Source organism: Gracilibacillus marinus, assembly GCF_042651725.1.
In the GTDB taxonomy this organism is placed as follows: Bacteria; Bacillota; Bacilli; order Bacillales; family Amphibacillaceae; genus Gracilibacillus; species Gracilibacillus marinus.
In genome coordinates this window covers 220,729-242,254 of sequence record NZ_JBHSDV010000003.1, presented here as the reverse complement: position 1 = coordinate 242,254, position 21,526 = coordinate 220,729, and the positions used below count along the sequence as shown (strand labels likewise).

The window sequence follows — 21,526 nt, the reverse complement described above, 5'->3', positions numbered from 1 at the left end:
TATTTCTTAACTTTTCTTAGGTTATTGAAAAAGAAGCAAGCGGATATTCCACTTGCTTCTCTATCTTATTAATTAATCTACTAAATCATTATCAGCAATTGTGTTTAATACTTCTTCTACCATTTCCCATTCTTCATCTGATTCAATTGGGAAAAGTGCTAGATCGTCTTCTTTATCTTTTTCTTCATAACGAAATGCAAATACTTCAACTTCTTCGTCATCTTTTTGCTCAGCTGGAACGACTGCCACATACGAATGGCCTGATTCGTCTACATCGAATGTAAACAATACTTCAAATAAATGTTCTTCTCCATTTTCGTCTGGAATAATAATTCGTTCTTTTTCTTCTAGTGCCATTATGACGGCCTCCTTTTAATTTATACTATCTAAATACCCTTGCAAAATCATACTCGCTGCCATTTTATCGATTACCTTCTTGCGCTTTTTACGACTCACATCAGCTTCTAATAATACCCTTTCCGCTGCCATCGTTGTTAAGCGCTCATCCCAATAAATGATTTCAACTGGGAATTGGTCTTTCAAAAATTCTCCAAAAGCGCGAGATGCATCTACCCTCGGCCCTTCAGTACCATTCATATTCTTAGGTAAACCAATTACAACTTTCTGGATATCTTCTTGTTCTATTGTCTTTTTTAATTCGTCGATGGTTGTCTCATAATTAGGTTCTGTCCAATGGATTGTTGTAAGACCTTGTGCTGTCCAACCAAGACCATCACTAATAGCAACACCAATCGTTTTCGAACCAACGTCTAGTCCTAATACTTTATTCATTATGTTTATTCATACGGATGTAATATTGAACTAATTCTTCAATTATTTCATCACGCTCTATTCTCCTCATTAAGTTTCGTGCATCCTTATGTCGTGGAATATATGCTGGGTCTCCTGATAGTAAATAACCGACAATTTGATTTATTGGATGATACCCTTTTTCTTCGAGTGCATCGTGTACAAGCAACATAACCTCACTTACATCCTTTTCGATCGGTTCGTCAGCAAAATTAAATTTCATTGTTTTATCCATTCCATCCATGGAAGCACCCCCATAAATTACAAACTTTGACACTGTTAGTTAAACAGTACAATACTTTGTCCATCTATTATACCGTTTCTTCACGTGAATTACCAAAGTTAACTTTGGTTCTCTGCATATTTTTCTACGTATTGTAATGCTTCTTCTACTTTATTCGGTTCCTTCCCTCCTGCTTGAGCCATATCTGGACGACCACCACCGCCGCCGCCACAAATTTGAGCAGTTGCTTTTACTAAATTACCCGCATGGTATGTTGGGATTAAATCTTTCGTGACACCTGCTGCTAATTGCACTTTCCCATTTTTTACAGCTGCTAACAAAATAATTGCTGTACCTAATTTCTGTTTCATTTCATCTACTAATTGGCGCAACTGATTCATATCACTCACATCAACTTGTTTAGCCAATACTTTCACACCATTTATTTCTTTCACATCATCCAATATCGATGATGCTTCTAATTGGGATAGCTTATGTCGTAATCCTTCCATTTCTTTTTGTTGTTCTTTCATTTCTTTAAAAATGTGTTGGATTCGATCATTAACTTGATCTTCTTTCGTTTTTAATAGATGTGCAGCCTGTTTTAATTGGTCGTGTTTCTCATTCACATACTGATATGCACTTTTAGCGGTTACTGCCTCAATACGGCGTGTACCAGCACCAATTCCTGATTCTGAAACGATTTTAAACAAGCCTATTTCAGCAGAATTATTCACATGACAACCGCCACATAACTCTAAGCTATAGTCCCCAATCTTTACAACTCTTACTGTCTCCCCGTACTTTTCACCAAATAGTGCCATCGCGCCCATTTGTTTGGCTTCGTCTAATGATTTACTACTAATATCTACATGTAACGAATCCCATATTTTTTCATTTACCTTTTGCTCAATAAGTGAAATTTCTTGTTCTGTCACTGCACTAAAATGAGAGAAATCAAATCGAAGTCTATCTGGTGCTACTAATGATCCTGCTTGATTCACATGTGTTCCAAGTACGTCTTTTAATGCTTGGTGTAGTAAGTGTGTCGCTGTATGGTTCTTTACTATCGCTTGACGTGAAGATTGCTCTACAATTGCTTCTACCTCATCGTTTTGATTTAAATACCCTTCAACAACGATGACTTTGTGTAAGTTTTGCCCATTTGGTGCTTTTTGCACATTTATTACTTCAGCATGTCCATTTTTTGATTTCAACAAACCTTTATCAGCTATTTGACCGCCACTTTCCGCATAAAAAGGTGTTTCACTTAAAATAACATACCCTTCTTCACCATGCTTAATCGTATCTTGTAATGCTTTTTCTATTACAATTGCTTCTACAGTCGTAGTTACTTGTAATTGATTATAACCAACAAATGTGCTTGCTACAGTTATTTCTCCTAATACACCATCTTGTATTTGCATAGAATCCACTTTTTGTCTCGCATTTCGAGCTCGCTCACGTTGTTTTTTCATTTCTGCATCAAATCCGGCTTCATCAATAGTAAAACCAGCCTCAGCCACATACTCTTCTGTTAATTCTTTTGGGAATCCATAAGTATCATATAAGCGGAATACTTCTTCACCTGGGAATACAGATTTATTTTGTGCTTTTTCTTGTTCGACAATTTGATTTAAAATGTGTAAACCTTCTTGTAAAGTTTCATGGAATCTCTCTTCTTCTGTTTTCATCACATTTTCTATAAATGCTTGTTTTTCTTTTACTTCTGGATAGAAAGCATCCATAATACGTGCAACAGTACCTACTAGTTTATACATAAATGGGTCATCAATTCCAATTTGCTTAGCATAACGGACAGCTCGGCGCAGTAATCGACGCAGTACATATCCACGTCCTTCATTAGATGGAAGCGCACCATCTGCTACAGCAAATGTTACTGTACGAATATGATCTGCAATCACTTTGAATGCAACATCTGTTTCTTCTTTTGCTCCATAAGTGGTAGTAGCTATCTCTTCTGTCGCCTTAATAATAGGTAAAAATAAGTCTGTTTCAAAATTTGTTTTTGTATTTTGAATGATACTAACTAGTCTTTCTAATCCCATTCCCGTATCAATATTTTTCTTTGGAAGAGGTGTATATGTGTCATCTGGATTATGATTGAATTGGGAGAATACTAAATTCCAAACCTCTAAGTATCGTTCATTTTCACCACCAGGATATAACTCTGGATCATTCGGATTGCTACCATATCCTTCTCCACGATCATAGAAAATTTCTGTATTTGGTCCACTTGGTCCTTCCCCAATATCCCAGAAATTCTCTTCAATTCGAATAATTCTCTCTTCAGGTAATCCTACTTTATCACGCCATAAAACATACGCTTCTTCATCTTCTGGGTGAACAGTTACAGATAACTTTTCTGGATCAAATCCAATCCATTTGTCACTTGTTAGGAATTCCCATGCAAATTGGATAGCTTCTTCTTTAAAGTAATCACCAATAGAGAAATTTCCAAGCATTTCAAAGAAAGTGTGATGACGCGCTGTATAACCTACATTTGTAATATCATTTGTACGTATTGATTTTTGAGCGTTTGTAATACGTGGATTTTCTGGAATCACACGACCATCGAAATACTTCTTCAATGTTGCTACACCACTATTAATCCATAAAAGTGTTGGATCATCTTTTGGTACAAGTGAGGCACTCGGTTCCACATTATGGCCCTTTTCTTTAAAAAAGTCTAAAAACATTTGACGAACTTGTTGTGAAGTTAAATTCTTCATGTAAAACCCTCCTAAATTATGTATTTTTTTACCTATTAAAAAAAACTCTCATTCCTGCAAATGCAGGGACGAGAGTTATATTCCGCGGTACCACCCTAATTATAGTAATTAGATTACTATCAACTTTAGACTCTGTAACGTAGAGTAACGACAGTGATTAGCTGCACTTCGAACTAGCTTCAATGACAAGAGCATATAGAACTTTTTCCAGCCAAGTGAAAGTTCCTCTCTTTACATGATTGCCATTTACTCGTGTTCTTCAACGATTTCTTTGATATCCTACGATAGCATATTATAGTGAAAAAAAACTCATCTGTCAATTTGTTTAAACTGTTTCCATATTAATGGAACGGCTACTCGGGCAATAGCTAGGACTGGAATTGCTAATATCATTCCAATTACACCGGCAACCTTTGCTGCGACAAATAAAGTAAGAATAAGATATACAGGATGAATATGCATACTCTTCCCTACAATATATGGGGATAACAAATTCCCCTCCGCCAATTGTACAAGCAACACAGCACCAAGTACAAACCAAACCATTCTTTCTGATATAGTGAATGCAATGAAGATTGCTGGCACTGCACCAATAATTGGCCCAAAGTATGGAATGAAATTAGTTAATCCACTGATGATTCCAAGTAATAAAGCATAACTCATCCCAAACCATTTCAATAAAAGAAAACTTAATAATCCTACGAGAAAGCATACTAGGATTTGCCCCCGAATATACTGTCCTAAACTATCTTCCATTTCACTTGCCAAGTTACAAGTAAAGGATTGATATTTTTTTGGGACAAGTCTTAGTATACTTTTTTGTAACTTCTCATAATCTTTTAAAAAATAAAAAACTAAAATCGGTATAACAGCTAACATTACAAACATATCGAATAGAACCGCGATATTCTTCATTAAACTTGTTAATCTTTCAATAAGACCTGTTTCTAAGTCTATGAAGAGTTGATCCATTTCTTGATGAAATCCTTCTGGCAAAAATGCTGTCTGTTCATAAATCATATAAATAAATTCTCGATATTGTTCCATTAACTCTGGTATATTTGCCTGAAAATCTTCTATTTGTTTGACAAACATCGGAAATGAAAAATAAATACCTAATCCTGCTGAGATAAAAAAAGTAAAATAAATGAACAAAATCGCAATAGTTCGAGGTATTTTTTTCTTTTCTAACCAATTGATTACAGGGTGTAGTAGATAAGCAATCAAACCTGAAATAAGAAAAGGTATCGATATTTGAAATATAACGACAATTCCACTTTTGTAATATGGGAATAAAATAATTAATAAATAGATAAAAAGGACAAATAGACATAGAATAACTAGTTGTATTACAGTGCGAATTCGCTTCGTCTGATCTGCCATCAATTAAAACCTTTCTAGCTTTCTTTCCTCTTCTGGGAAAATATCATTTAATGAACTTAATGAACCATCTAGTTCCACTTCATGTAAATATACGATATTATCTTCAATTGTTAACTCAATATAACAATTCCAACAATAATATTGATTTACTCCAATGATACCTATATCTTTACTGTTACAATTCGGACAGCGCACTAGAAGTTCCCTCACTTTTCCTTTTTATCCGACAGTATAACCAAATACGATAATGTTATACATGCTTTTACATAACAAATACAGACAACACTTATACAAGATGAGAATCACTATCTATTCTCATCATTTAATAAGCATCATCTGTATCATAGTCATTGTATAGATTGCTTTCAGTAAAGGATTTCAGTGTCCATTTCCTTATTCAACAAAATCATAAGGAGAGAATGTTTCTTGTTTCACTTCAATTGCTAATAGCTTTTCATCTGCTGTTTTTGGTTCTTCTTTACTTTTTTTAGAAACAGAAAACAATTCATGTAGGTAATCAACTAATGATGTGAATCGTTTATTCGTATCTTCCGTATTTACTCCACGAATAAACGCATCCTTGTCGCCACAAATAATTAATGATTGCTTTGCTCTTGTAATACCAGTATATAATAAATTTTTTCGTAACATTCGAAAATAACCAGGTATGACTGGCATGATAACAATTTGAAATTCGCTACCTTGTGACTTATGAATAGATGTACAGTATGCATGCATAATATTGATTAAATCTGTCTTTGCATATCCCACTTCTCTATCATCATACTGTACGACTAATTGTTCTTCTTGTTCTTTTGTTTCGTCCTTTTCAAAGATTGCTACAATTTCTCCAATGTCTCCATTAAATACACCATCTTCAGGTTGATTCACTAATTGAATGACCTTATCCCCTTTTCGATAGGCGATATCTCCGAATCGCATTTCACGATCACCTTGTTTTTTTGGATTCAATACTTGTTGTAAAGCTTCGTTCAATGTATGAATTCCGGCTTTCGAGCGATACATCGGTGCGAGTACTTGGACTTGTCTTAAATCTACACCTTTATCATGTGCTTTCTTGACGATTTGCGTGACGATGTCCACAACTTGGTAATCATTACAGGAGAAAAAATTAAAATCATTCGCCTTACTTAATTGATTTTGATCAACTTGTCCATTTTTGATATCATGTGCTAATTGAATAATCTTAGATCCTTCTTTTTGTCGATACACTTCCTTCAACTGAATTTTAGGAATCACTCCACTAGCGAGAATATCTGATAATACTTGTCCAGGACCTACAGAAGGTAGTTGGTCTTCATCACCAACAATTAATACTTGCATATCTGTTGGAATTGCTCTGAATAATTGGTATGCAAGCCAAATATCGACCATTGAAAATTCATCAATGACGATGATTTTACCTTTTAATTGATTTTCTTCATCTTTATCAAACGTTTCATGACCATCCCACCCTAACAGTCGATGTATTGTCATACTTTCAATTCCTGTCGATTCGTACATTCTTTTTGCAGCACGCCCAGTTGGAGCAGTTAATACAAATGGGAATGTGTCTTTTTCCTCGTAGTCATCATTATTTAGTGAAAGTTTATGAATCTTACTATACGCATTTAATATTCCCTTAATTACAGTAGTCTTTCCTGTTCCAGGTCCACCTGTCACAATCATGATTTTAGATGTTAATGCTGTTTCTATTGCTTCATATTGTTCTTTACCATAACTAATAGATTCTTCTTCTTCCATTTTTCCAACTATTTTTAACAGTTCTGCATCTGTAAATTTGCGTTCCAAATCATTATTTGCAATTCTTTTAATTTGAGAGCAAAATCCTGTCTCAGAATAGTAAAGGGATGGTAAGTATACTTTTCCATCTGTTACGATAATCTCTTTATTCTTATTTAATTCCACAATTTGTTCTGAAATTTTGTCTGGTTGAATGTGATTTCTTTCACCTTGCAATAACTCATCCATCTCATGCATTAATTGATCTATCGGTACATACACATGTCCATCTTGTATACTATTTTGTAAAATAAAAATACAAGCAGCTTGTAATCTAGTCGGATGATCAGTTGGAATACCATTTTGCTTTGCTATTTGATCTGCTCTTAAGAATCCAAATCCTTCTACTTCAAAGACAAATAAATATGGATTAGTGCGTAAGTGTTCTATCGTCTCTTCACGAAAAGCACTGTACATTTTTTGAGCCATTTTTAAACCGAAACCGTATTTGGACAATTCTACTACAATTTGCTCAAAACCTTGATTCTCGTGTAATGTATAATAAATCTTCTCTTGTTTATCTTTTGGAATACCTTGTACTTTTTCTAACACTGTACGGTCATTTAGAATTTGAGTTAATGCTGATTCTCCTAATGTGTCAACAATTTTTTCAGCCGTTTTCTTACCGATTCCAGGGAATAAATCACTAGACAAATAGCTAATGACACCTTCTTTTGATTGTGGTAAAAAGCGTTGATAACTATCTACTTGAAATTGACGTCCAAATCGCTTATGTTCTACTATATTCCCATAAAATTCGTAGATTTCACCAGGATCTAACCTTCTAAAATACCCTTTTACGACAATTTCTTTTTCATCAAATGATTGGTTTGTTTCAATCACTTTTATTTTAGCAATGGAAAAGTGTTCATTTTTATTTTCGAATATCGTATGAATCATTTCCCCTTTTATGAAATTTTTTTGATCAACGATTTGTTCGATTTCCATTGCTAAAATACCCCTTTTTAACTCTCTTCGTTTATGATTTTTTCTACTTGTGTTTTCGCATTTGTAGCTAATATATGATCAGGTTGAATCTGTACCGCCTTATCAAAATGATTTATGGCACCATCTAAATTACTATTATATAAACAAATGACGCCAAGATTATAATGCGCATCACTATGAGCTTCGTTTATTGTGAGTACTTTTTCAAATATTTCTTTTGCTGTATCTAATTGTTCTGTCTGAGCAAGTGCTAATCCATACTGAAATACAACATCACTATCATCTGGCTTTAATTCCTGCGCCCGTTGTAAATAGGGTAAAGCAATTTTTTCTTTCTCATCATATAAACAAGACATTCCTAACATAAAATACACATCTGCTTCTTCTAATCCTAATTGCATCGCTTTTTGATAATACTTTCTCGCATCACTAAAATTATCTTCTTCAAAATAAAGGTTGCCTAAACCATAATATGCCGTTGCTACATCTTTATCTAACTCGATAGCCTTTTTATAAAAACGCTCTGCTCTTTCTGTTTCTTTCATATGTAATAATAAATTCCCGAAATTGATATAATGGATCGGATCATTCGGATTTTTTTCGATTGCTTCTGTGAAATATTGCGCTGCTTCTTCTAATTTACCTTCTTGCATATATTGTATACCTTTGTCCATATTACTCATACTATTACCTCCAGATACTTTTATTTTACTTGATGTATAGTGAAAAAACAAAGAGAACTACATATTAACCTATTTCATGTGAATTTTTATTTAAATAGTAAAATAGCGCAACAGGAATCGTTGCGCTACTTCTTTTATCCAACATAATCCAAGACTTGATTATTTTTAATTATTTCATCAATTGTCCCACCACCAAGGCAAACGTCATCTTGATAGAATACAATTGCTTGTCCTGGTGTAATGGCTCTTTCTGGATTATCAAATACTACTTTAACAGTACCGTCTTCGTTCGGATAAACTGTGACGCCACTATCTTTTTGGCGATAGCGGAATTTCGCAGTACAATGAAATGGTTTCGTTGGAGTATGATTGATCCAATTTAATTCATTTGCTGTTAATCCATCTGAATACAATGCATCATTCTCATATTCTTCACCAACATATAACACATTTTTCTCTACATCTTTACCTACTACAAACCAAGGTCCTCCTGGTCCACCGATACCAAGACCTTGTCTTTGACCAATTGTATAATACATTAATCCATCATGCGTTCCTTTTACCTCTCCATCTAATGTCATCATTTGACCAGGTTGAGCAGGTAGATATTCACTTAAGAATTCTTTAAAGTTACGCTCTCCAATAAAACAAATACCTGTGCTATCTTTTTTGTTAGCTGTTGCTAATCCATTTTCTTTTGCGATACGTCTAACTTCTTTTTTAGGGATATGACCCAATGGGAACATTACTTTTTTCAATACATCTTCTGACAATTGATTTAAGAAATAGGTTTGATCTTTATTTTCGTCTACTCCTCTTAACATTTCCACTTTATCCCCATTATGTCTTACTTGAGCATAGTGGCCTGTAGCTACATAGTCCGCTCCTAATGAAAGTGCATGCTCAAGAAATGCTTTAAATTTGATTTCTTTATTACACATAACATCTGGATTAGGAGTTCTACCTGCTTTGTATTCATCAAGGAAATACGTAAATACTTTGTCCCAATATTGCTTTTCAAAGTTAACTGCATAATACGGAATACCTATTTGATTACAGACACGCACAACATCATCAAAATCCTCTGTTGCTGTACAGAAGCCTGATTCATCCGTATCATCCCAATTTTTCATAAAAATACCTACGACATCATATCCTTGTTCTTTTAATAGTAATGCCGTCACAGAGGAATCTACGCCACCGCTCATTCCAACAACGACTCTAGTGTCTGCTTTATTTTTCATATTTTTCACCAACTTATCTAGATGTTAATCTTTCTACAATACTAACTACTTTCTGTGCTGCTTCCGTTATATTTTCATTTGTATTTGCTAACCCAAAACTAAATCGTATCGAGTTTGTCGTACATGGATGATTTTCTTTATACATTGCGCTCAATACATGTGATGGCTCTACAGACCCTGCAGTACAAGCACTACCACTAGATGCTGCAATTCCTTGTAAATCAAGATTCATAAGCAATTGCTCTACATTTGTACCAGGAAAACTAATATTTACAATAGTTGGTACACGGAAGCCTTCTTCTCCATTTATTGAAAATGAAATGGTCGACTTTTCCAAAATATCTATAAACTGAGCATTATACGCTTCATATTTCATTCGTCTCTGTTCATTTGCTATTAATGAAAGCTCTATTGCTTTTTGAAATCCAACAATTCCAGGAATATTCTCTGTACCAGCACGACGTTTACGTTCTTGCTCTCCCCCAAATTGTTGAGTCTTCAATGAAACTTGGTTATTGACATATAAAAAGCCGACTCCCTTTGGACCATTGATTTTATGTGAAGATACTGATAGTAAATCTACTCCTAAGTCCTTCACATCAATTGGAAGTATCCCATATGCTTGAACCGCATCTGTGTGGAAGAATGCTTGGTGATTTTTTAATACTTCACCAATTTCCATAATTGGTTGAATCATACCTGTTTCATTATTTACCATCATAATCGAGACTAAAATGGTTTGGTCTGTTAATGCTTGTTGTAAATCCTGGACAGAAATCCTACCCGACTCATCTGTATCTAAATAGGTGACTTGATAACCGTTCTTCTCTAATTGTTCACATGTATGGAGTATAGCATGGTGTTCCATTTTCGTTGTAATAATATGATTACCATTTTTTCTATACTTTTCAGCCACACCAAATAACGCAAGATTGTCAGACTCTGTTCCTCCACTAGTAAATATAATTTCTTTTTCCATTGCGCCAATAGACTGAGCAGCTGTTCTTCTAGCTTCATCTAATAACTTTCTTGCCTCACGTCCAAATAAATGGACACTAGATGGATTACCAAACGTTTCTTTCATGACTGTTGTCATCACATCGATTACTTCTGGATGTATCGGTGTAGTAGCTGCATGGTCTAAATAAATAGCATTCATTACTGTCATGCCCTTCTATTAAATATAAAACATATATGGATCTTGCATACCTTTTTCACCATATGTCGATAAATCTTCCAATGTTGTTGTATCCAAAACTTCCTTTACCGCATCACGAATTCTAATCCATAGTTCTTGTTTTGCTGGTTCTTCATCCTCGATTCCTTCTACAGGAGTAATAGGTCCTTCTAAAATCCGTATAATGTCGCCTGCTGTAATTTCATTTGGTTCCTTTGCAAGGATATATCCACCATATGCACCACGAATACTTTTTACAAGACTTGCGTTACGTAATGGTGCTACGAGCTGTTCTAAATAATGCTCAGATAAGTCGTTTTCTTTCGCAATAGTCTTTAATGACATTGGACCATTTCCATTATTTTTGGCAAGCTCAATCATGATTGTTAATCCATATCTTCCTTTTGTAGAGATTTTCATACGTCCACCTCATTTTATTATTTATATCTATTTTTACTTTAAACATGTAATTATAATAGGAACTAATTATACATTTATGAAGGTAATCTATCTTATATATCTCTCTTCATTATAACACGAATGAAAAATTAGGTGACAAATCGATATTTTTGCACGATTGTTTGATTCACTTTATAATTAAAAGATTAGAATAAACCTTACAAATATTATAGTTTAAGAAATGCAGTTATAAAAGTCAAGCTAATTGCTTGGGTTTACTGTACAGGAAGGGAAGTAATACGATGCGTCAACCATTAGCATTTAGAATGCGCCCCAAAAATGTAACTGAAATTATAGGACAAGCACATCTAGTTGGTGAAGGCAAAATCATCAGACGAATGATTGATGCAAAAATACTCCACTCTATGGTGCTATATGGTCCACCTGGTACTGGTAAAACATCGATGGCAATTGGAATCGCAAATAGTTTAAAATTAAGATATAAATTATTAAATGCTGCCATCGATAAGAAGAAAGATATGGAAATCGCAGTGGAAGAAGCGAAGTTACATGGGCAACTTGTACTAATATTAGATGAAGTACATAGATTAGACAAAGCAAAACAAGATTTCTTACTGCCACATGTAGAATCGAATTTAATCACATTAATTGGATGTACCACTAGTAACCCATATCACTCTATTAATCCTGCAATCAGAAGTAGAACGCACATTTTTGAATTACAAAGACTACAACAACAGGACATCATAAATGCTATCGAACGAGCAATCGAGGACAAAACGAATGGTCTAGGTACCCTTCCAATCCTCATAACAAATGAGGCACTTGAACATTTTGCTAATAGTGCAAATGGAGATCTACGAGCAGCACTTAATGGTTTAGAATTAGCTGCATTCTCCACTCCAAAAAATAAAGACCAGGAAATAGTCATTGACTTATCTGTTGCGGAAACATCGATGCAAAAGAAAAGCTTTTCACATGATAAAGGTGGAGATGCCCATTATGATGTATTATCTGCATTTCAAAAATCTATTCGAGGAAGTGACGTAGATGCAGCCCTTCATTATCTTGGTCGTCTAATAGAAGCAGGAGACCTTGATAGTATTGCGAGAAGAATGCTTGTTTGTGCCTATGAAGATATTGGTCTAGCAAATCCGCAGGCAGGACCACATGTATTAGCAGCCATTCAAACAGCAGAAAGAGTTGGTTTCCCTGAAGCAAGGATACCGTTATCAGTTGTCATCATTGAACTATGTCTTTCGCCAAAATCTAATAGCGCATATATAGCGCTAGATGCAGCACTTAATGATATTCGAAAAGGCGATACAGGTGAGATTCCACCACATTTGAAAGATAGCCATTACCAAGGCGCAAAACAATTAGGTCATGGTGTAGATTATCAATATCCTCATGCATTTGAGTCTGGTTGGATTAAGCAACAATATTTACCTGATAAAATTAAAAACAAACAATATTATCATCCTAAAGAAACTGGTAAATACGAAAAAAACTTGAAACAAATTTATCAAAATTTAAAAAGATAATGTTTAAAAGGTTTGAAGTTGGCCAAACTAACTAATAACAGATGCCTAGATATCATTTTCTTCGTAATCTAGTGCAGAAATCTATCATATTGTTGATAAGTTAGGAGTGAAACAAATGGCCAAAGTTCGCCAAGATGCATGGTCACATGAAGATGATTTATTATTAGCCGAAACTGTATTACGTCACATACGTGAAGGTAGTACACAGTTAAGGGCTTTTGATGAAGTAGGAGACAAACTTAACCGTACATCTGCTGCATGTGGCTTTCGTTGGAATGCAGAAGTGCGCCAAAGTTATGAGCAAGCCGTCCAAATTGCAAAAAAACAGCGAAAAGAAAGAAAGCGCCAATTAGCTAAAGAAACAAATGGTTCTTTGTCCTCTCTTCATTTACCTGATGAAGAATTAGATAACGAATCGAACGAAAGTCTATTATGGAATTGGGAGAAACCGATCTTAACAAATACTACGACGGAAACTAAAGTTTTTGATGATGCAATGGATTTGAATCAAATTATTAGATATTTACAAAATTTGAAGAAAGAATTCCAACATTCTAAATATTCGCAATCGAATATGGAAAGATTAATAAAAGAAAAAGAACAACTGCAAAATCAGTTGTTAATGAGCGAAAAGAGAATACAAGATTTAGAGCGAGAATTAAATACAATGAAAGATGACTACCAAGCATTTATGCAAATCGTGGAACGTGCAAGGAAAATGGTTGTCTTTGATGAAGATACTCGCCCTGTTCCAAAATTCAGAATGGATAAAAACGGGAATCTAGAACAAGTTGCAAAATAACTAATGTACGATAAGGGACCTATGGTGGTTCGTTCATGGTTGATTTGAGAGGTTATATAGTTTCATCTGAATGATTCTATTACCATTTTTAATGTATTCACAAATATTCATTTTATATTTTCGTAAATATCAAAAAAAGCACATCTTATGCAGATGTGCTTTTAACTTTACATTCGACAATCCCGATCGTGCCGTCGCAGTTTGATGAAGTTTTGAACCCGCTCTCGGCAGGTGGGTGCCCCGTCTCTCATCTCGTACTTCCACTATCTTACCAATAAGTAATATGGCATGCACTACCTAAGAGAACGTAAGCTCCCGAAGTAAATGGTGTTCGGTCAAAACGCCATTAATCCAACGAACACATCAGGATTGTTAATTTGTAATTAAATAATAGCATATTCTACGTAGACTTTCAACAATTCATCTTTACAATATCGTTACAAAATGAATGTAAATATTACCAATACATTTTCTATACCATTATTTCTATTGATGAAGAATTTCTTCTAAAAAATATTTCATTAATCAATTACAACTTTCTTACTTAATTTCTAAATGAAGTTCTTTTAATTGTTTAACATCCACTGCACTTGGCGCTTCTGTCATTGGATCTGAAGCAGAAGCTGTTTTTGGAAATAAAATCGTATCACGTAAATTAGTTCTACCTGCTAACAACATGATTAAACGATCAAATCCTAATGCAATTCCTCCATGTGGTGGTGCTCCGAATTCTAACGCGTCTAATAGGAAACCAAACTGTTCTTCCGCTTCTTCTTGCGTAAATCCTAGATGTTTAAACATTTGATTCTGCATTTCTCTTTGGTAAATACGTAACGAACCTCCACCTAATTCATAACCATTCAATACTAAGTCATAAGCTTGTGCACGTACACTAGCAGGGTCTGTTGCTAACTTATCAAAGTCACCTTCAGCTGGCATTGTAAATGGGTGGTGTGCAGCATGATATCGACCTGCTTCTTCATCATATTCTAATAATGGCCAATCTGTAACCCATAAGAATTCAAATTTAGAATTATCAATTAAATCGTGATCTTTTGCTAATTTGAGACGTAATGCTCCTAAAGTATCATATACAACTTGTTTTTTATCTGCAACAAAGAATAATAAATCGCCTGCTTCTGCATGAAATAATTTTCGCATTTCTTCTTGTTCTTCATCTGAAAAGAATTTAGCAATTGGTCCTACAAGGGCGTCTGCTTCCACTTTCAACCACGCAAGACCTTTAGCTCCGTAGATTTTCGCAAAGTCAGTCATATTGTCTAAGTCTTTACGTGAGTAATTGTCAGCTTTTGCTTTTAGATTTAGCCCACTTACCTTTCCACCATCTTCAACAGCTTGTCTAAATACTTTAAAACTAGAATTCTTTGCAAGTTCTGTTAATGATGTTAATTCCATCTCAAAACGAACATCTGGTTTATCTGAACCATATCGTTCCATCGCTTCATCAAAAGGCATTCTTCTAAATGGCGTTTGGATTTCCATGCCTTTTACTTCTTTCATCACTTTACTCATCATTCGTTCTGTCATTGTCATAATATCATCCATTGACATAAATGATGTTTCTATATCAATTTGTGTAAATTCTGGTTGACGATCTGCTCTTAAATCTTCATCACGGAAACAACGTGCAAATTGATAGTATTTTTCAAATCCAGCTACCATCAATAATTGTTTAAATAACTGCGGAGATTGCGGTAGCGCATAAAAATACCCTTCATGTACTCTACTAGGCACTAGATAGTCTCTAGCTCCTTCTGGTGTACTTTTTGTTAACATTGGTGTTTCCATTTCTAAAAACGCTTCTTCATTTAAGAATTCACGAATGGATTGTGTAGTTTTATGACGTAATTTGAATGTTTCTTGCATCACGTCTCGGCGTAAATCTAAATAACGATATTTTAAGCGAACATCTTCACTCACTTCTGTTTCGTCTACTAATGAGAATGGAGGTGTTTTTGCACTATTTAAAACAATTACTTCATTAGCAAACACTTCAATTTCTCCAGTATTAATCTTTGGATTGACTGTTTCTGGATCTCTTTCTATTACTTTACCTTTTATCTCTACTACATATTCACTTCTGATACTATCCGCAATTTGTAATGCTTCTTTTGAGATTTCGCCATTAAATACAACTTGAACAACACCTGAACGATCTCTTACATCAACAAATATAATCTCACCTAAGTCACGACGCTTTTGAACCCATCCTTTAATAACTACTTCTTGATTAATCTGCTCTTTTGATAAAGAACCTGCATATGTACGCATTGACATTCTATATCCTCCTATAATTTAGAAATTAAATAGTCTGTTAAAACATCTAATTTTATATTTTCTTGATTTCCTGTTTCCATTTCTTTTACTGCAACTTCATTTTTCGCTAGTTCATCTTCACCTAAGACAAGTACAAATTTTGCTTGTAACCTATCCGCTGCTTTAAATTGTGCTTTCATTTTTTTGTTTTGATAATCTTTATCTACTTGAATACCTTGTTGTCTTAATTGTTGAACGATTGCAGCTGCTTTTAAATTCGCTTCTTCTCCTAATGCAATGACATAGCAATCGATACTTTCTTTAATCGGTAAGCTAATGTTCTCTGCTTCAAGCGCCATTAATAGACGTTCAATACTTAATGCAAATCCAATACCAGGAGTTTCAGGACCACCTAAGTCACTGACTAATCCATTATATCTTCCTCCACCTGATAATGTCGTTATTGCACCAAATCCTTCTGCATCACTCATAATTTCAAATGCTGTATGGTTGTAGTAGTCTAATCCACGCACTAAGTTTTGGTCGACAACATAAGAAATACCCATTACATCCAAATACCTTTTTACTTGTTCAAAATAATTTCTAGAATAATCATTCAAATACTCTAGTATAGATGGAGCAGTTTGCATTGATGGATGATTTCGATCTTTTTTACAATCTAGGATTCGCAATGGATTTTTTTCTAGTCTTTCTTGACAATCACCACAAAGTTCCTCTTTCACAGAAGAAAAATGCTCAATTAAGGCTTGACGGTGTGCGTTACGACTGTCAATGTCACCAAGGCTATTGATCACTAATTTTAATGACTTCAATCCCAATTGTTTATATGCTTCTAAAGCTAATGCCATTACTTCTGCATCGATTGCTGGATCTTCACTACCTAATGCCTCTACACCATATTGCACAAACTGACGCATTCTCCCTTGTTGAGGACGTTCATAGCGAAACATTGGTCCAATATAGAATAATTTCGTCGGTTGATTCGGTAATCCGAATAATTTATGTTGAACGAAAGAACGAACGACTGATGCCGTCCCTTCAGGTCGTAATGTAATACTTCTATCACCCTTATCAGTAAATGTATACATCTCTTTTTGGACGATGTCAGTAGTATCTCCGACCCCACGTTGGAATAGCTCTGTATGTTCAAAAATCGGTGTTCTAATCTCCTGATAATTGTATCTCATACTTAAATTTTTTAATTTATCTTCAACATACTGCCATTTTTCAGTTACTCCGGGTAATAAATCTTGTGTCCCTCTTGGTCCTTTCATTTGAATACCTCCTGTTTTAAAAAATACAAAAATACCCCCATCCCTAAAAAGGGACGAGAGTATTCCCGTGTTGCCACCCTAGTTGAAGTATGATTACTCCCACTCAAACAGTTAACGCCTGCATACGTCTATGTTTACTATTTTCAACATAGCACTTCTGGAATGTTATTCATAAAGGCAGTTAGCAAGAATTCTTCCAGCCTAAGGAATTCTCTCTCTTTCCTACTTTTCCTATACTACTATTTCCTTCATCAGCTTTTTTCGATCAATTGATACAATTATTTCTATAATAATTGTTTATTTGCAGGTTTGTCAAGATTCTTTATGAAATTTAGAGATTTTTTGGACCTTATGTAAATGAATACCCATATATTGTGCAATTTCATGTTGTGAAGTGAAACGAACTTCATCACTTGTCTGTTTCATTTTCATACATAATCGATTTGTCCGATATTGTTGCATTTTGTGTACACGCATAAAACCTAGCACCTCATTGATGTATTTGGTAATATATAGATAGATAATGGAAAGGATGATTTGTATTGAAAAGAAAATTTGTAATCAGCATATTTCTCATACTTATCTGTATTTTCTCCATCTCGACATTACTATATGCAAAAGAAATAAAAATTACAGCAGAAAACCTAAATGTGAGGACAGGGCCTGGAACAAATTATGAAACAATCGGACAAGTCCAGCCAGAGGATGTTTATCCTGTTTTAGAAGAAAATGGTGAATGGGTTCAAATACAATTAGATGAAGATGTAACTGGTTGGGTACATAAATTATATACTTCTTCGGTGACGAATGAAAAAAATGAGAAAACAACTGATGTAAATCAACAAATTATCGCGAAAGAGCCAAAAAAGCACCAATCATTTTCTCCTTTACATTTACAAGGAAAGACTATTGTGATTGATCCAGGACATGGCGGAAGAGATGTCGGTGCAATAGGTGTTAGGGGACGTTACGAAAGTGAGTACACATTAAGAACTGCACAGCTACTTAAACAAAATTTAGAGCAACATGGCGCCATCGTCTACCTAACAAGGGAAGATGATCGATACTTACCATTAGTAAGTAGAGTGAGTTTGTCCAACCAATTAGCAACAGATGTATTCATAAGCATACATTATAATAGTACACCTGAATTACCTGAGGTCACAGGTGTTGGAACTTTTTACTATAATGATAGAGACAAAGAATTGGCATCTTTTGTACAAGAAGGTATTATTAATCAAACAAATATGAACAATCGAGAAATAAGACAAGCTGATTTACAAGTACTTCGAACAAATCATCAACACGGATTATTATTGGAACTAGGATTTATATCAAATGAAAGCGAAGAAAAAAATATTCAAAAACAGGTTGTTCAAAAAGCATTTGCTAGAGGTATTGTAGAAGGATTGCAGAAATTCTTTTTAAATGCGCCAAGATAGAACATCACTCTACATTCGTTATCATGCCATAAATTTACCGAGCTATTTTAAATTATCTTTAAATAGCTCGGTTCGTCATATACAGGTTTTACTATTCGGATTAGATGATTAAAAAACACTACAGTGACTTCTGACAGTATTTCGTAATCACTTCTCTTAATTCTAAACGAATGATTTGATTTATTTTAACATGCTGATCTAGTAGTTCTCTTTCTAATTGAAAGATATCATTTGTGATGAGTTGTAATGGGGATCTGGATTCCATTTCATAATAAGTTTGGATGTTAGATAAATTAATTCCATCATCTAGCCACACACGTGCCCAACTCTCTTGTAGTGTATCTTTATCAGAGAACGCAACAATTTTGCCTTGTTTTAAAATACAAATATAGTCTGCTAATTTTTTTAAATCTTCTTCCATATGTGTTGCGATAATAATCGTACTATTATTACTATCTTGTAAGGAACGTAAATCTTCCATCATCATATATTGAGAAAGCATATCTACATTTGCAGACGGCTCATCTAACAATAACAACTTAGGCTTTGATGAGACAGCAAGAATAAATGCTACTTTCTTTTTCGTGCCTGTAGAACAATTCGTATATTTTTCATTCACATTAATTTCATACCTACTAATTAAATGATCATACAACATTTGATCCCAATTATTATAAAAACGTTCAATAAATTTAGTCATTTTATTTATTGTCATATGAGAATATGCTAGTAGTAATTCTTCACCTATATAGGTGATATTTTGCTTTACTTGATCATTTGTTGCCTCTAATTTATCTCCAAATATTGTGATGTTTCCTTCATCTTTTTGTAGTAATTGATTTATAATTTGAAGAAGCGTACTCTTTCCAGAACCATTTTCCCCTACAAGTGCTAATACTGTGCCTTGTTCGAAAGTTAAATCAATTGGTCCTAGTTGAAAATTATTAAATCGTTTAATTACTGATTCGATTTGAATGCTGTCTTCCAACCTTTTTCACTCCTTCCATATCTCATCGATTACTTTATTATATATCGAATGAATCTGCTCTTTTGAATATCCCGCTAATTGCGCTTCTGTGATATTTTTCAAAAATGACTGATAAATTTTTTCATCATTAAATTCTTTTTGGACATGATTCTCTAATTGTAAAACAAACGTCCCTTTTCCTTGCACTGTTTGAATATACCCGTCACGTTCTAAATTTTGATATGCTCTGCGCGTTGTAATCAAACTACAAGATAAGTCCTGTGATAATGATCGGATAGAGGGTAATACTGTACCTGGTGAAAGTTGGCCACTTGCAATCATTGCTTTTATCTGTGATTCAATCTGATAATAAATCGGTTCTTTATTATGATTAGATACAGTTATGGGTAATTTCATTCACCTCAACCTTTCATTAAATGTAATCTCTGTTTATTAACCTTTGCCTCAAAGCAGCAGTTGTCGTTACAAATCCAATGCTACCAATTAATATACTACATAAAACAGGAATGTGTTGATAATCTCGAATAAGTTTTATACTCCATTCTGTCACACTCGTCTGAAATAGAATAATCATAAAAGTAATAACAATGAAGATTAAAAATAATGAAACAACTTGGGATAAGAATAACTTCTTTCCATTTGTCCCATATTCCATATAAGTTAAAATACTTCCTGTAGCAAGTGCATATCCACTCCAGAATAAAAATAAGTAAATTAAACTTGTGAAATCAAATTGCTGCAAGGAAGACTCGGACACATTGCTATATACAACAATATAAAAACAAATAGTAAATAGTATAAAATAAGTGCACATCAATACGATTCTACTTATAAAAATACTTTTAATAGAGATAGGTAATGAGCGTAATAAAGCAAGCTTTCTACTAAATGGATCTTCCTTCAGTGTTCTAAAACTTAGATACGGTCCTGAAATAAATAGTGTCACGAATGAAGGTGTAATTCCAAGAAAAATAATATCTAGAAAAATCGTATTATTATTTAACTTAGCTCCATTGTACAATTCTTCTATAACGTAATCCAAACTAACTCCAGTTATCATTGCCATTAGCAATGTTCCGAGAAGTGTAGCAATGAAACTAGGCCAATTCACCATTAAGTCATTCTTCACTATCCAAAGTACATGATTCCGCATATGACCACTCCTTCTTTGTATTTACTGCGCACCGAAAATTTGTTCAAGAAACGGATGCTCAATCTTCATGAAATCAAATCCAAGTACTGCAATGATTGTAAATACTAATGTCCAGCCCACAACACTTATAGTAATCCAAATCGTGACTTGTTTCTTCGTGCCTCCGAATAATAAGCTTAAAAAAGCACTTAAATGACTTCCTATAAAATAAGGTCCAATTATCGTTAAACCAATCACGCCATATTTTTGCCATATTCGTTGCGCTCGAGCTTTACGCTTTTCATTATCCTTCTTTTTTCTCCATTGCTTTATTCTTTCAATAAAGATAATAACAAAAAAGACTGTTAGTAAATTTCCTGATACAGCAAGCAAAAAGACTGGTAATGGTGATAACCCACCAAAAATCGCAATTGGTGCTAAGATAATCGCCTCAACAAACGGAACTGCCGCTAATAAAAAGACTAAAATATATACCCAAACAAACTCAAAAAATTCCATTCCCTCACCTCATATTGTTATAGTGTGTATATCGATATACACACTATAACAATAGAGAGATATAATTGTCAATAAAAAAAAGA

General features: G+C 34.2%; 21 protein-coding genes, 1 other RNA gene and 2 other annotated features. Of the genes, 3 read left to right on the top strand and 19 right to left on the bottom strand.

The window, feature by feature from the left end; genetic code table 11:
• Positions 1 to 72: 72 nt before the first annotated feature.
• From ACFOZ1_RS11435 to cymR, 11 genes are all read right to left on the bottom strand, one after another.
• Entirely contained in the window at positions 73 to 357 is a 285-nt protein-coding gene (locus ACFOZ1_RS11435; RefSeq protein WP_390199400.1) for a DUF1292 domain-containing protein, read from the bottom strand.
• A 15-nt stretch (positions 358 to 372) separates the two neighbouring features.
• On the bottom strand, positions 373 to 792 hold the full coding sequence (gene ruvX, locus ACFOZ1_RS11430; RefSeq protein ID WP_390199399.1) for a Holliday junction resolvase RuvX: 420 nt from the start codon (positions 790 to 792) through the stop codon (positions 373 to 375).
• Entirely contained in the window at positions 785 to 1,054 is a 270-nt protein-coding gene (locus ACFOZ1_RS11425; RefSeq protein WP_390199397.1) for an IreB family regulatory phosphoprotein, read from the bottom strand. The genes ruvX and ACFOZ1_RS11425 overlap by 8 nt, the downstream gene beginning before the upstream one ends.
• Before the next feature lie 98 nt (positions 1,055 to 1,152).
• Positions 1,153 to 3,786 (bottom strand): alanine--tRNA ligase, encoded by a 2,634-nt coding sequence (alaS, locus tag ACFOZ1_RS11420; protein WP_390199395.1) that lies wholly within the window; start codon positions 3,784 to 3,786, stop codon positions 1,153 to 1,155.
• 61 nt (positions 3,787 to 3,847) lie between these two features.
• Positions 3,848 to 4,058 (bottom strand) — a binding site (T-box leader).
• Positions 4,059 to 4,095: 37 nt separating this feature from the next.
• Entirely contained in the window at positions 4,096 to 5,169 is a 1,074-nt protein-coding gene (locus tag ACFOZ1_RS11415; protein ID WP_390199394.1) for an AI-2E family transporter, read from the bottom strand.
• A 3-nt stretch (positions 5,170 to 5,172) separates the two neighbouring features.
• Positions 5,173 to 5,364, bottom strand: a complete 192-nt coding sequence (locus ACFOZ1_RS11410) for a hypothetical protein (RefSeq protein ID WP_390199392.1) — start codon at positions 5,362 to 5,364, stop codon at positions 5,173 to 5,175.
• 198 nt (positions 5,365 to 5,562) lie between these two features.
• Positions 5,563 to 7,920, bottom strand: coding sequence for an SF1B family DNA helicase RecD2 (recD2, locus tag ACFOZ1_RS11405; RefSeq protein ID WP_390199390.1), 2,358 nt, complete (start codon positions 7,918 to 7,920; stop codon positions 5,563 to 5,565).
• A 17-nt stretch (positions 7,921 to 7,937) separates the two neighbouring features.
• The gene (locus tag ACFOZ1_RS11400; protein WP_390199388.1) at positions 7,938 to 8,603 is read right to left on the bottom strand and encodes a tetratricopeptide repeat protein; all 666 of its coding nucleotides are present in this window, start codon (positions 8,601 to 8,603) and stop codon (positions 7,938 to 7,940) included.
• 134 nt (positions 8,604 to 8,737) lie between these two features.
• The gene (mnmA, locus tag ACFOZ1_RS11395) at positions 8,738 to 9,847 is read right to left on the bottom strand and encodes a tRNA 2-thiouridine(34) synthase MnmA (RefSeq protein WP_390199387.1); all 1,110 of its coding nucleotides are present in this window, start codon (positions 9,845 to 9,847) and stop codon (positions 8,738 to 8,740) included.
• Positions 9,848 to 9,860: 13 nt separating this feature from the next.
• Positions 9,861 to 11,006 (bottom strand): cysteine desulfurase family protein, encoded by a 1,146-nt coding sequence (locus tag ACFOZ1_RS11390; protein WP_390199745.1) that lies wholly within the window; start codon positions 11,004 to 11,006, stop codon positions 9,861 to 9,863.
• Positions 11,007 to 11,024: 18 nt separating this feature from the next.
• Entirely contained in the window at positions 11,025 to 11,444 is a 420-nt protein-coding gene (gene cymR / locus ACFOZ1_RS11385) for a cysteine metabolism transcriptional regulator CymR (protein WP_390199386.1), read from the bottom strand.
• Positions 11,445 to 11,725: 281 nt separating this feature from the next.
• Here cymR and ACFOZ1_RS11380 point away from each other — a divergent pair, with 281 nt between their 5' ends.
• Positions 11,726 to 12,988 carry a replication-associated recombination protein A gene (locus ACFOZ1_RS11380; protein WP_390199384.1) on the top strand — a complete coding sequence of 421 codons (1,263 nt, stop codon included), beginning with the start codon at positions 11,726 to 11,728 and terminating at the stop codon, positions 12,986 to 12,988.
• Between the two features lie 115 nt (positions 12,989 to 13,103).
• Positions 13,104 to 13,790, top strand: a complete 687-nt coding sequence (locus ACFOZ1_RS11375; RefSeq protein ID WP_390199382.1) for an RsfA family transcriptional regulator — start codon at positions 13,104 to 13,106, stop codon at positions 13,788 to 13,790.
• A gap of 175 nt (positions 13,791 to 13,965) precedes the next feature.
• Here the strand turns inward: ACFOZ1_RS11375 and ssrS are convergent.
• The 4 genes from ssrS to ACFOZ1_RS11355 form a co-directional block, all read right to left on the bottom strand.
• Positions 13,966 to 14,163: non-coding RNA, 6S RNA (gene ssrS, locus ACFOZ1_RS11370), on the bottom strand.
• Between the two features lie 167 nt (positions 14,164 to 14,330).
• Complete coding sequence (aspS, locus tag ACFOZ1_RS11365; protein WP_390199380.1) at positions 14,331 to 16,088, bottom strand: aspartate--tRNA ligase; 1,758 nt, start codon at positions 16,086 to 16,088, stop codon at positions 14,331 to 14,333.
• An 11-nt stretch (positions 16,089 to 16,099) separates the two neighbouring features.
• A complete protein-coding gene (gene hisS, locus ACFOZ1_RS11360) occupies positions 16,100 to 17,368 on the bottom strand; it encodes a histidine--tRNA ligase (protein WP_390199743.1) in 1,269 nt (422 codons plus the stop codon).
• 40 nt (positions 17,369 to 17,408) lie between these two features.
• Positions 17,409 to 17,623: a binding site (T-box leader), on the bottom strand.
• Positions 17,624 to 17,674: 51 nt separating this feature from the next.
• A complete protein-coding gene (locus ACFOZ1_RS11355; RefSeq protein WP_390199379.1) occupies positions 17,675 to 17,839 on the bottom strand; it encodes a hypothetical protein in 165 nt (54 codons plus the stop codon).
• Between the two features lie 65 nt (positions 17,840 to 17,904).
• Between ACFOZ1_RS11355 and ACFOZ1_RS11350 the strand changes: the two genes are divergently transcribed.
• Positions 17,905 to 18,804, top strand: a complete 900-nt coding sequence (locus ACFOZ1_RS11350) for an N-acetylmuramoyl-L-alanine amidase (RefSeq protein ID WP_390199378.1) — start codon at positions 17,905 to 17,907, stop codon at positions 18,802 to 18,804.
• Between the two features lie 118 nt (positions 18,805 to 18,922).
• Here ACFOZ1_RS11350 and ACFOZ1_RS11345 read toward each other — a convergent pair whose 3' ends face one another.
• Genes ACFOZ1_RS11345 through ACFOZ1_RS11330 form a run of 4 tightly spaced genes read right to left on the bottom strand, consistent with a single transcriptional unit; the run spans position 18,923 to position 21,443 of the window.
• Positions 18,923 to 19,792 (bottom strand): ATP-binding cassette domain-containing protein, encoded by an 870-nt coding sequence (locus tag ACFOZ1_RS11345; protein ID WP_390199376.1) that lies wholly within the window; start codon positions 19,790 to 19,792, stop codon positions 18,923 to 18,925.
• A gap of 6 nt (positions 19,793 to 19,798) precedes the next feature.
• A complete protein-coding gene (locus tag ACFOZ1_RS11340; RefSeq protein ID WP_390199374.1) occupies positions 19,799 to 20,188 on the bottom strand; it encodes a GntR family transcriptional regulator in 390 nt (129 codons plus the stop codon).
• 16 nt (positions 20,189 to 20,204) lie between these two features.
• Positions 20,205 to 20,945, bottom strand: coding sequence for a hypothetical protein (locus ACFOZ1_RS11335; RefSeq protein ID WP_390199373.1), 741 nt, complete (start codon positions 20,943 to 20,945; stop codon positions 20,205 to 20,207).
• A 21-nt stretch (positions 20,946 to 20,966) separates the two neighbouring features.
• Positions 20,967 to 21,443, bottom strand: coding sequence for a small multi-drug export protein (locus ACFOZ1_RS11330; RefSeq protein WP_390199371.1), 477 nt, complete (start codon positions 21,441 to 21,443; stop codon positions 20,967 to 20,969).
• Positions 21,444 to 21,526: the final 83 nt, after the last annotated feature.

Bases quoted from the DNA above. Each gene is read 5' to 3' on its own strand.
- ACFOZ1_RS11435 (WP_390199400.1), bottom strand. From the start codon at position 357: ATGGCACTAGAAGAAAAAGAACGAATTATTATTCCAGACGAAAATGGA.
- ruvX (WP_390199399.1), bottom strand. From the start codon at position 792: ATGAATAAAGTATTAGGACTAGACGTTGGTTCGAAAACGATTGGTGTT.
- ACFOZ1_RS11425 (WP_390199397.1), bottom strand. From the start codon at position 1,054: ATGGATGGAATGGATAAAACAATGAAATTTAATTTTGCTGACGAACCG.
- alaS (WP_390199395.1), bottom strand. From the start codon at position 3,786: ATGAAGAATTTAACTTCACAACAAGTTCGTCAAATGTTTTTAGACTTT.
- ACFOZ1_RS11415 (WP_390199394.1), bottom strand. From the start codon at position 5,169: ATGGCAGATCAGACGAAGCGAATTCGCACTGTAATACAACTAGTTATT.
- recD2 (WP_390199390.1), bottom strand. From the start codon at position 7,920: ATGGAAATCGAACAAATCGTTGATCAAAAAAATTTCATAAAAGGGGAA.
- ACFOZ1_RS11400 (WP_390199388.1), bottom strand. From the start codon at position 8,603: ATGAGTAATATGGACAAAGGTATACAATATATGCAAGAAGGTAAATTA.
- mnmA (WP_390199387.1), bottom strand. From the start codon at position 9,847: ATGAAAAATAAAGCAGACACTAGAGTCGTTGTTGGAATGAGCGGTGGC.
- ACFOZ1_RS11390 (WP_390199745.1), bottom strand. From the start codon at position 11,006: ATGAATGCTATTTATTTAGACCATGCAGCTACTACACCGATACATCCA.
- cymR (WP_390199386.1), bottom strand. From the start codon at position 11,444: ATGAAAATCTCTACAAAAGGAAGATATGGATTAACAATCATGATTGAG.
- ACFOZ1_RS11380 (WP_390199384.1), top strand. From the start codon at position 11,726: ATGCGTCAACCATTAGCATTTAGAATGCGCCCCAAAAATGTAACTGAA.
- ACFOZ1_RS11375 (WP_390199382.1), top strand. From the start codon at position 13,104: ATGGCCAAAGTTCGCCAAGATGCATGGTCACATGAAGATGATTTATTA.
- aspS (WP_390199380.1), bottom strand. From the start codon at position 16,088: ATGTCAATGCGTACATATGCAGGTTCTTTATCAAAAGAGCAGATTAAT.
- ACFOZ1_RS11355 (WP_390199379.1), bottom strand. From the start codon at position 17,839: ATGCGTGTACACAAAATGCAACAATATCGGACAAATCGATTATGTATG.
- ACFOZ1_RS11340 (WP_390199374.1), bottom strand. From the start codon at position 20,188: ATGAAATTACCCATAACTGTATCTAATCATAATAAAGAACCGATTTAT.
- ACFOZ1_RS11335 (WP_390199373.1), bottom strand. From the start codon at position 20,945: ATGCGGAATCATGTACTTTGGATAGTGAAGAATGACTTAATGGTGAAT.
- ACFOZ1_RS11330 (WP_390199371.1), bottom strand. From the start codon at position 21,443: ATGGAATTTTTTGAGTTTGTTTGGGTATATATTTTAGTCTTTTTATTA.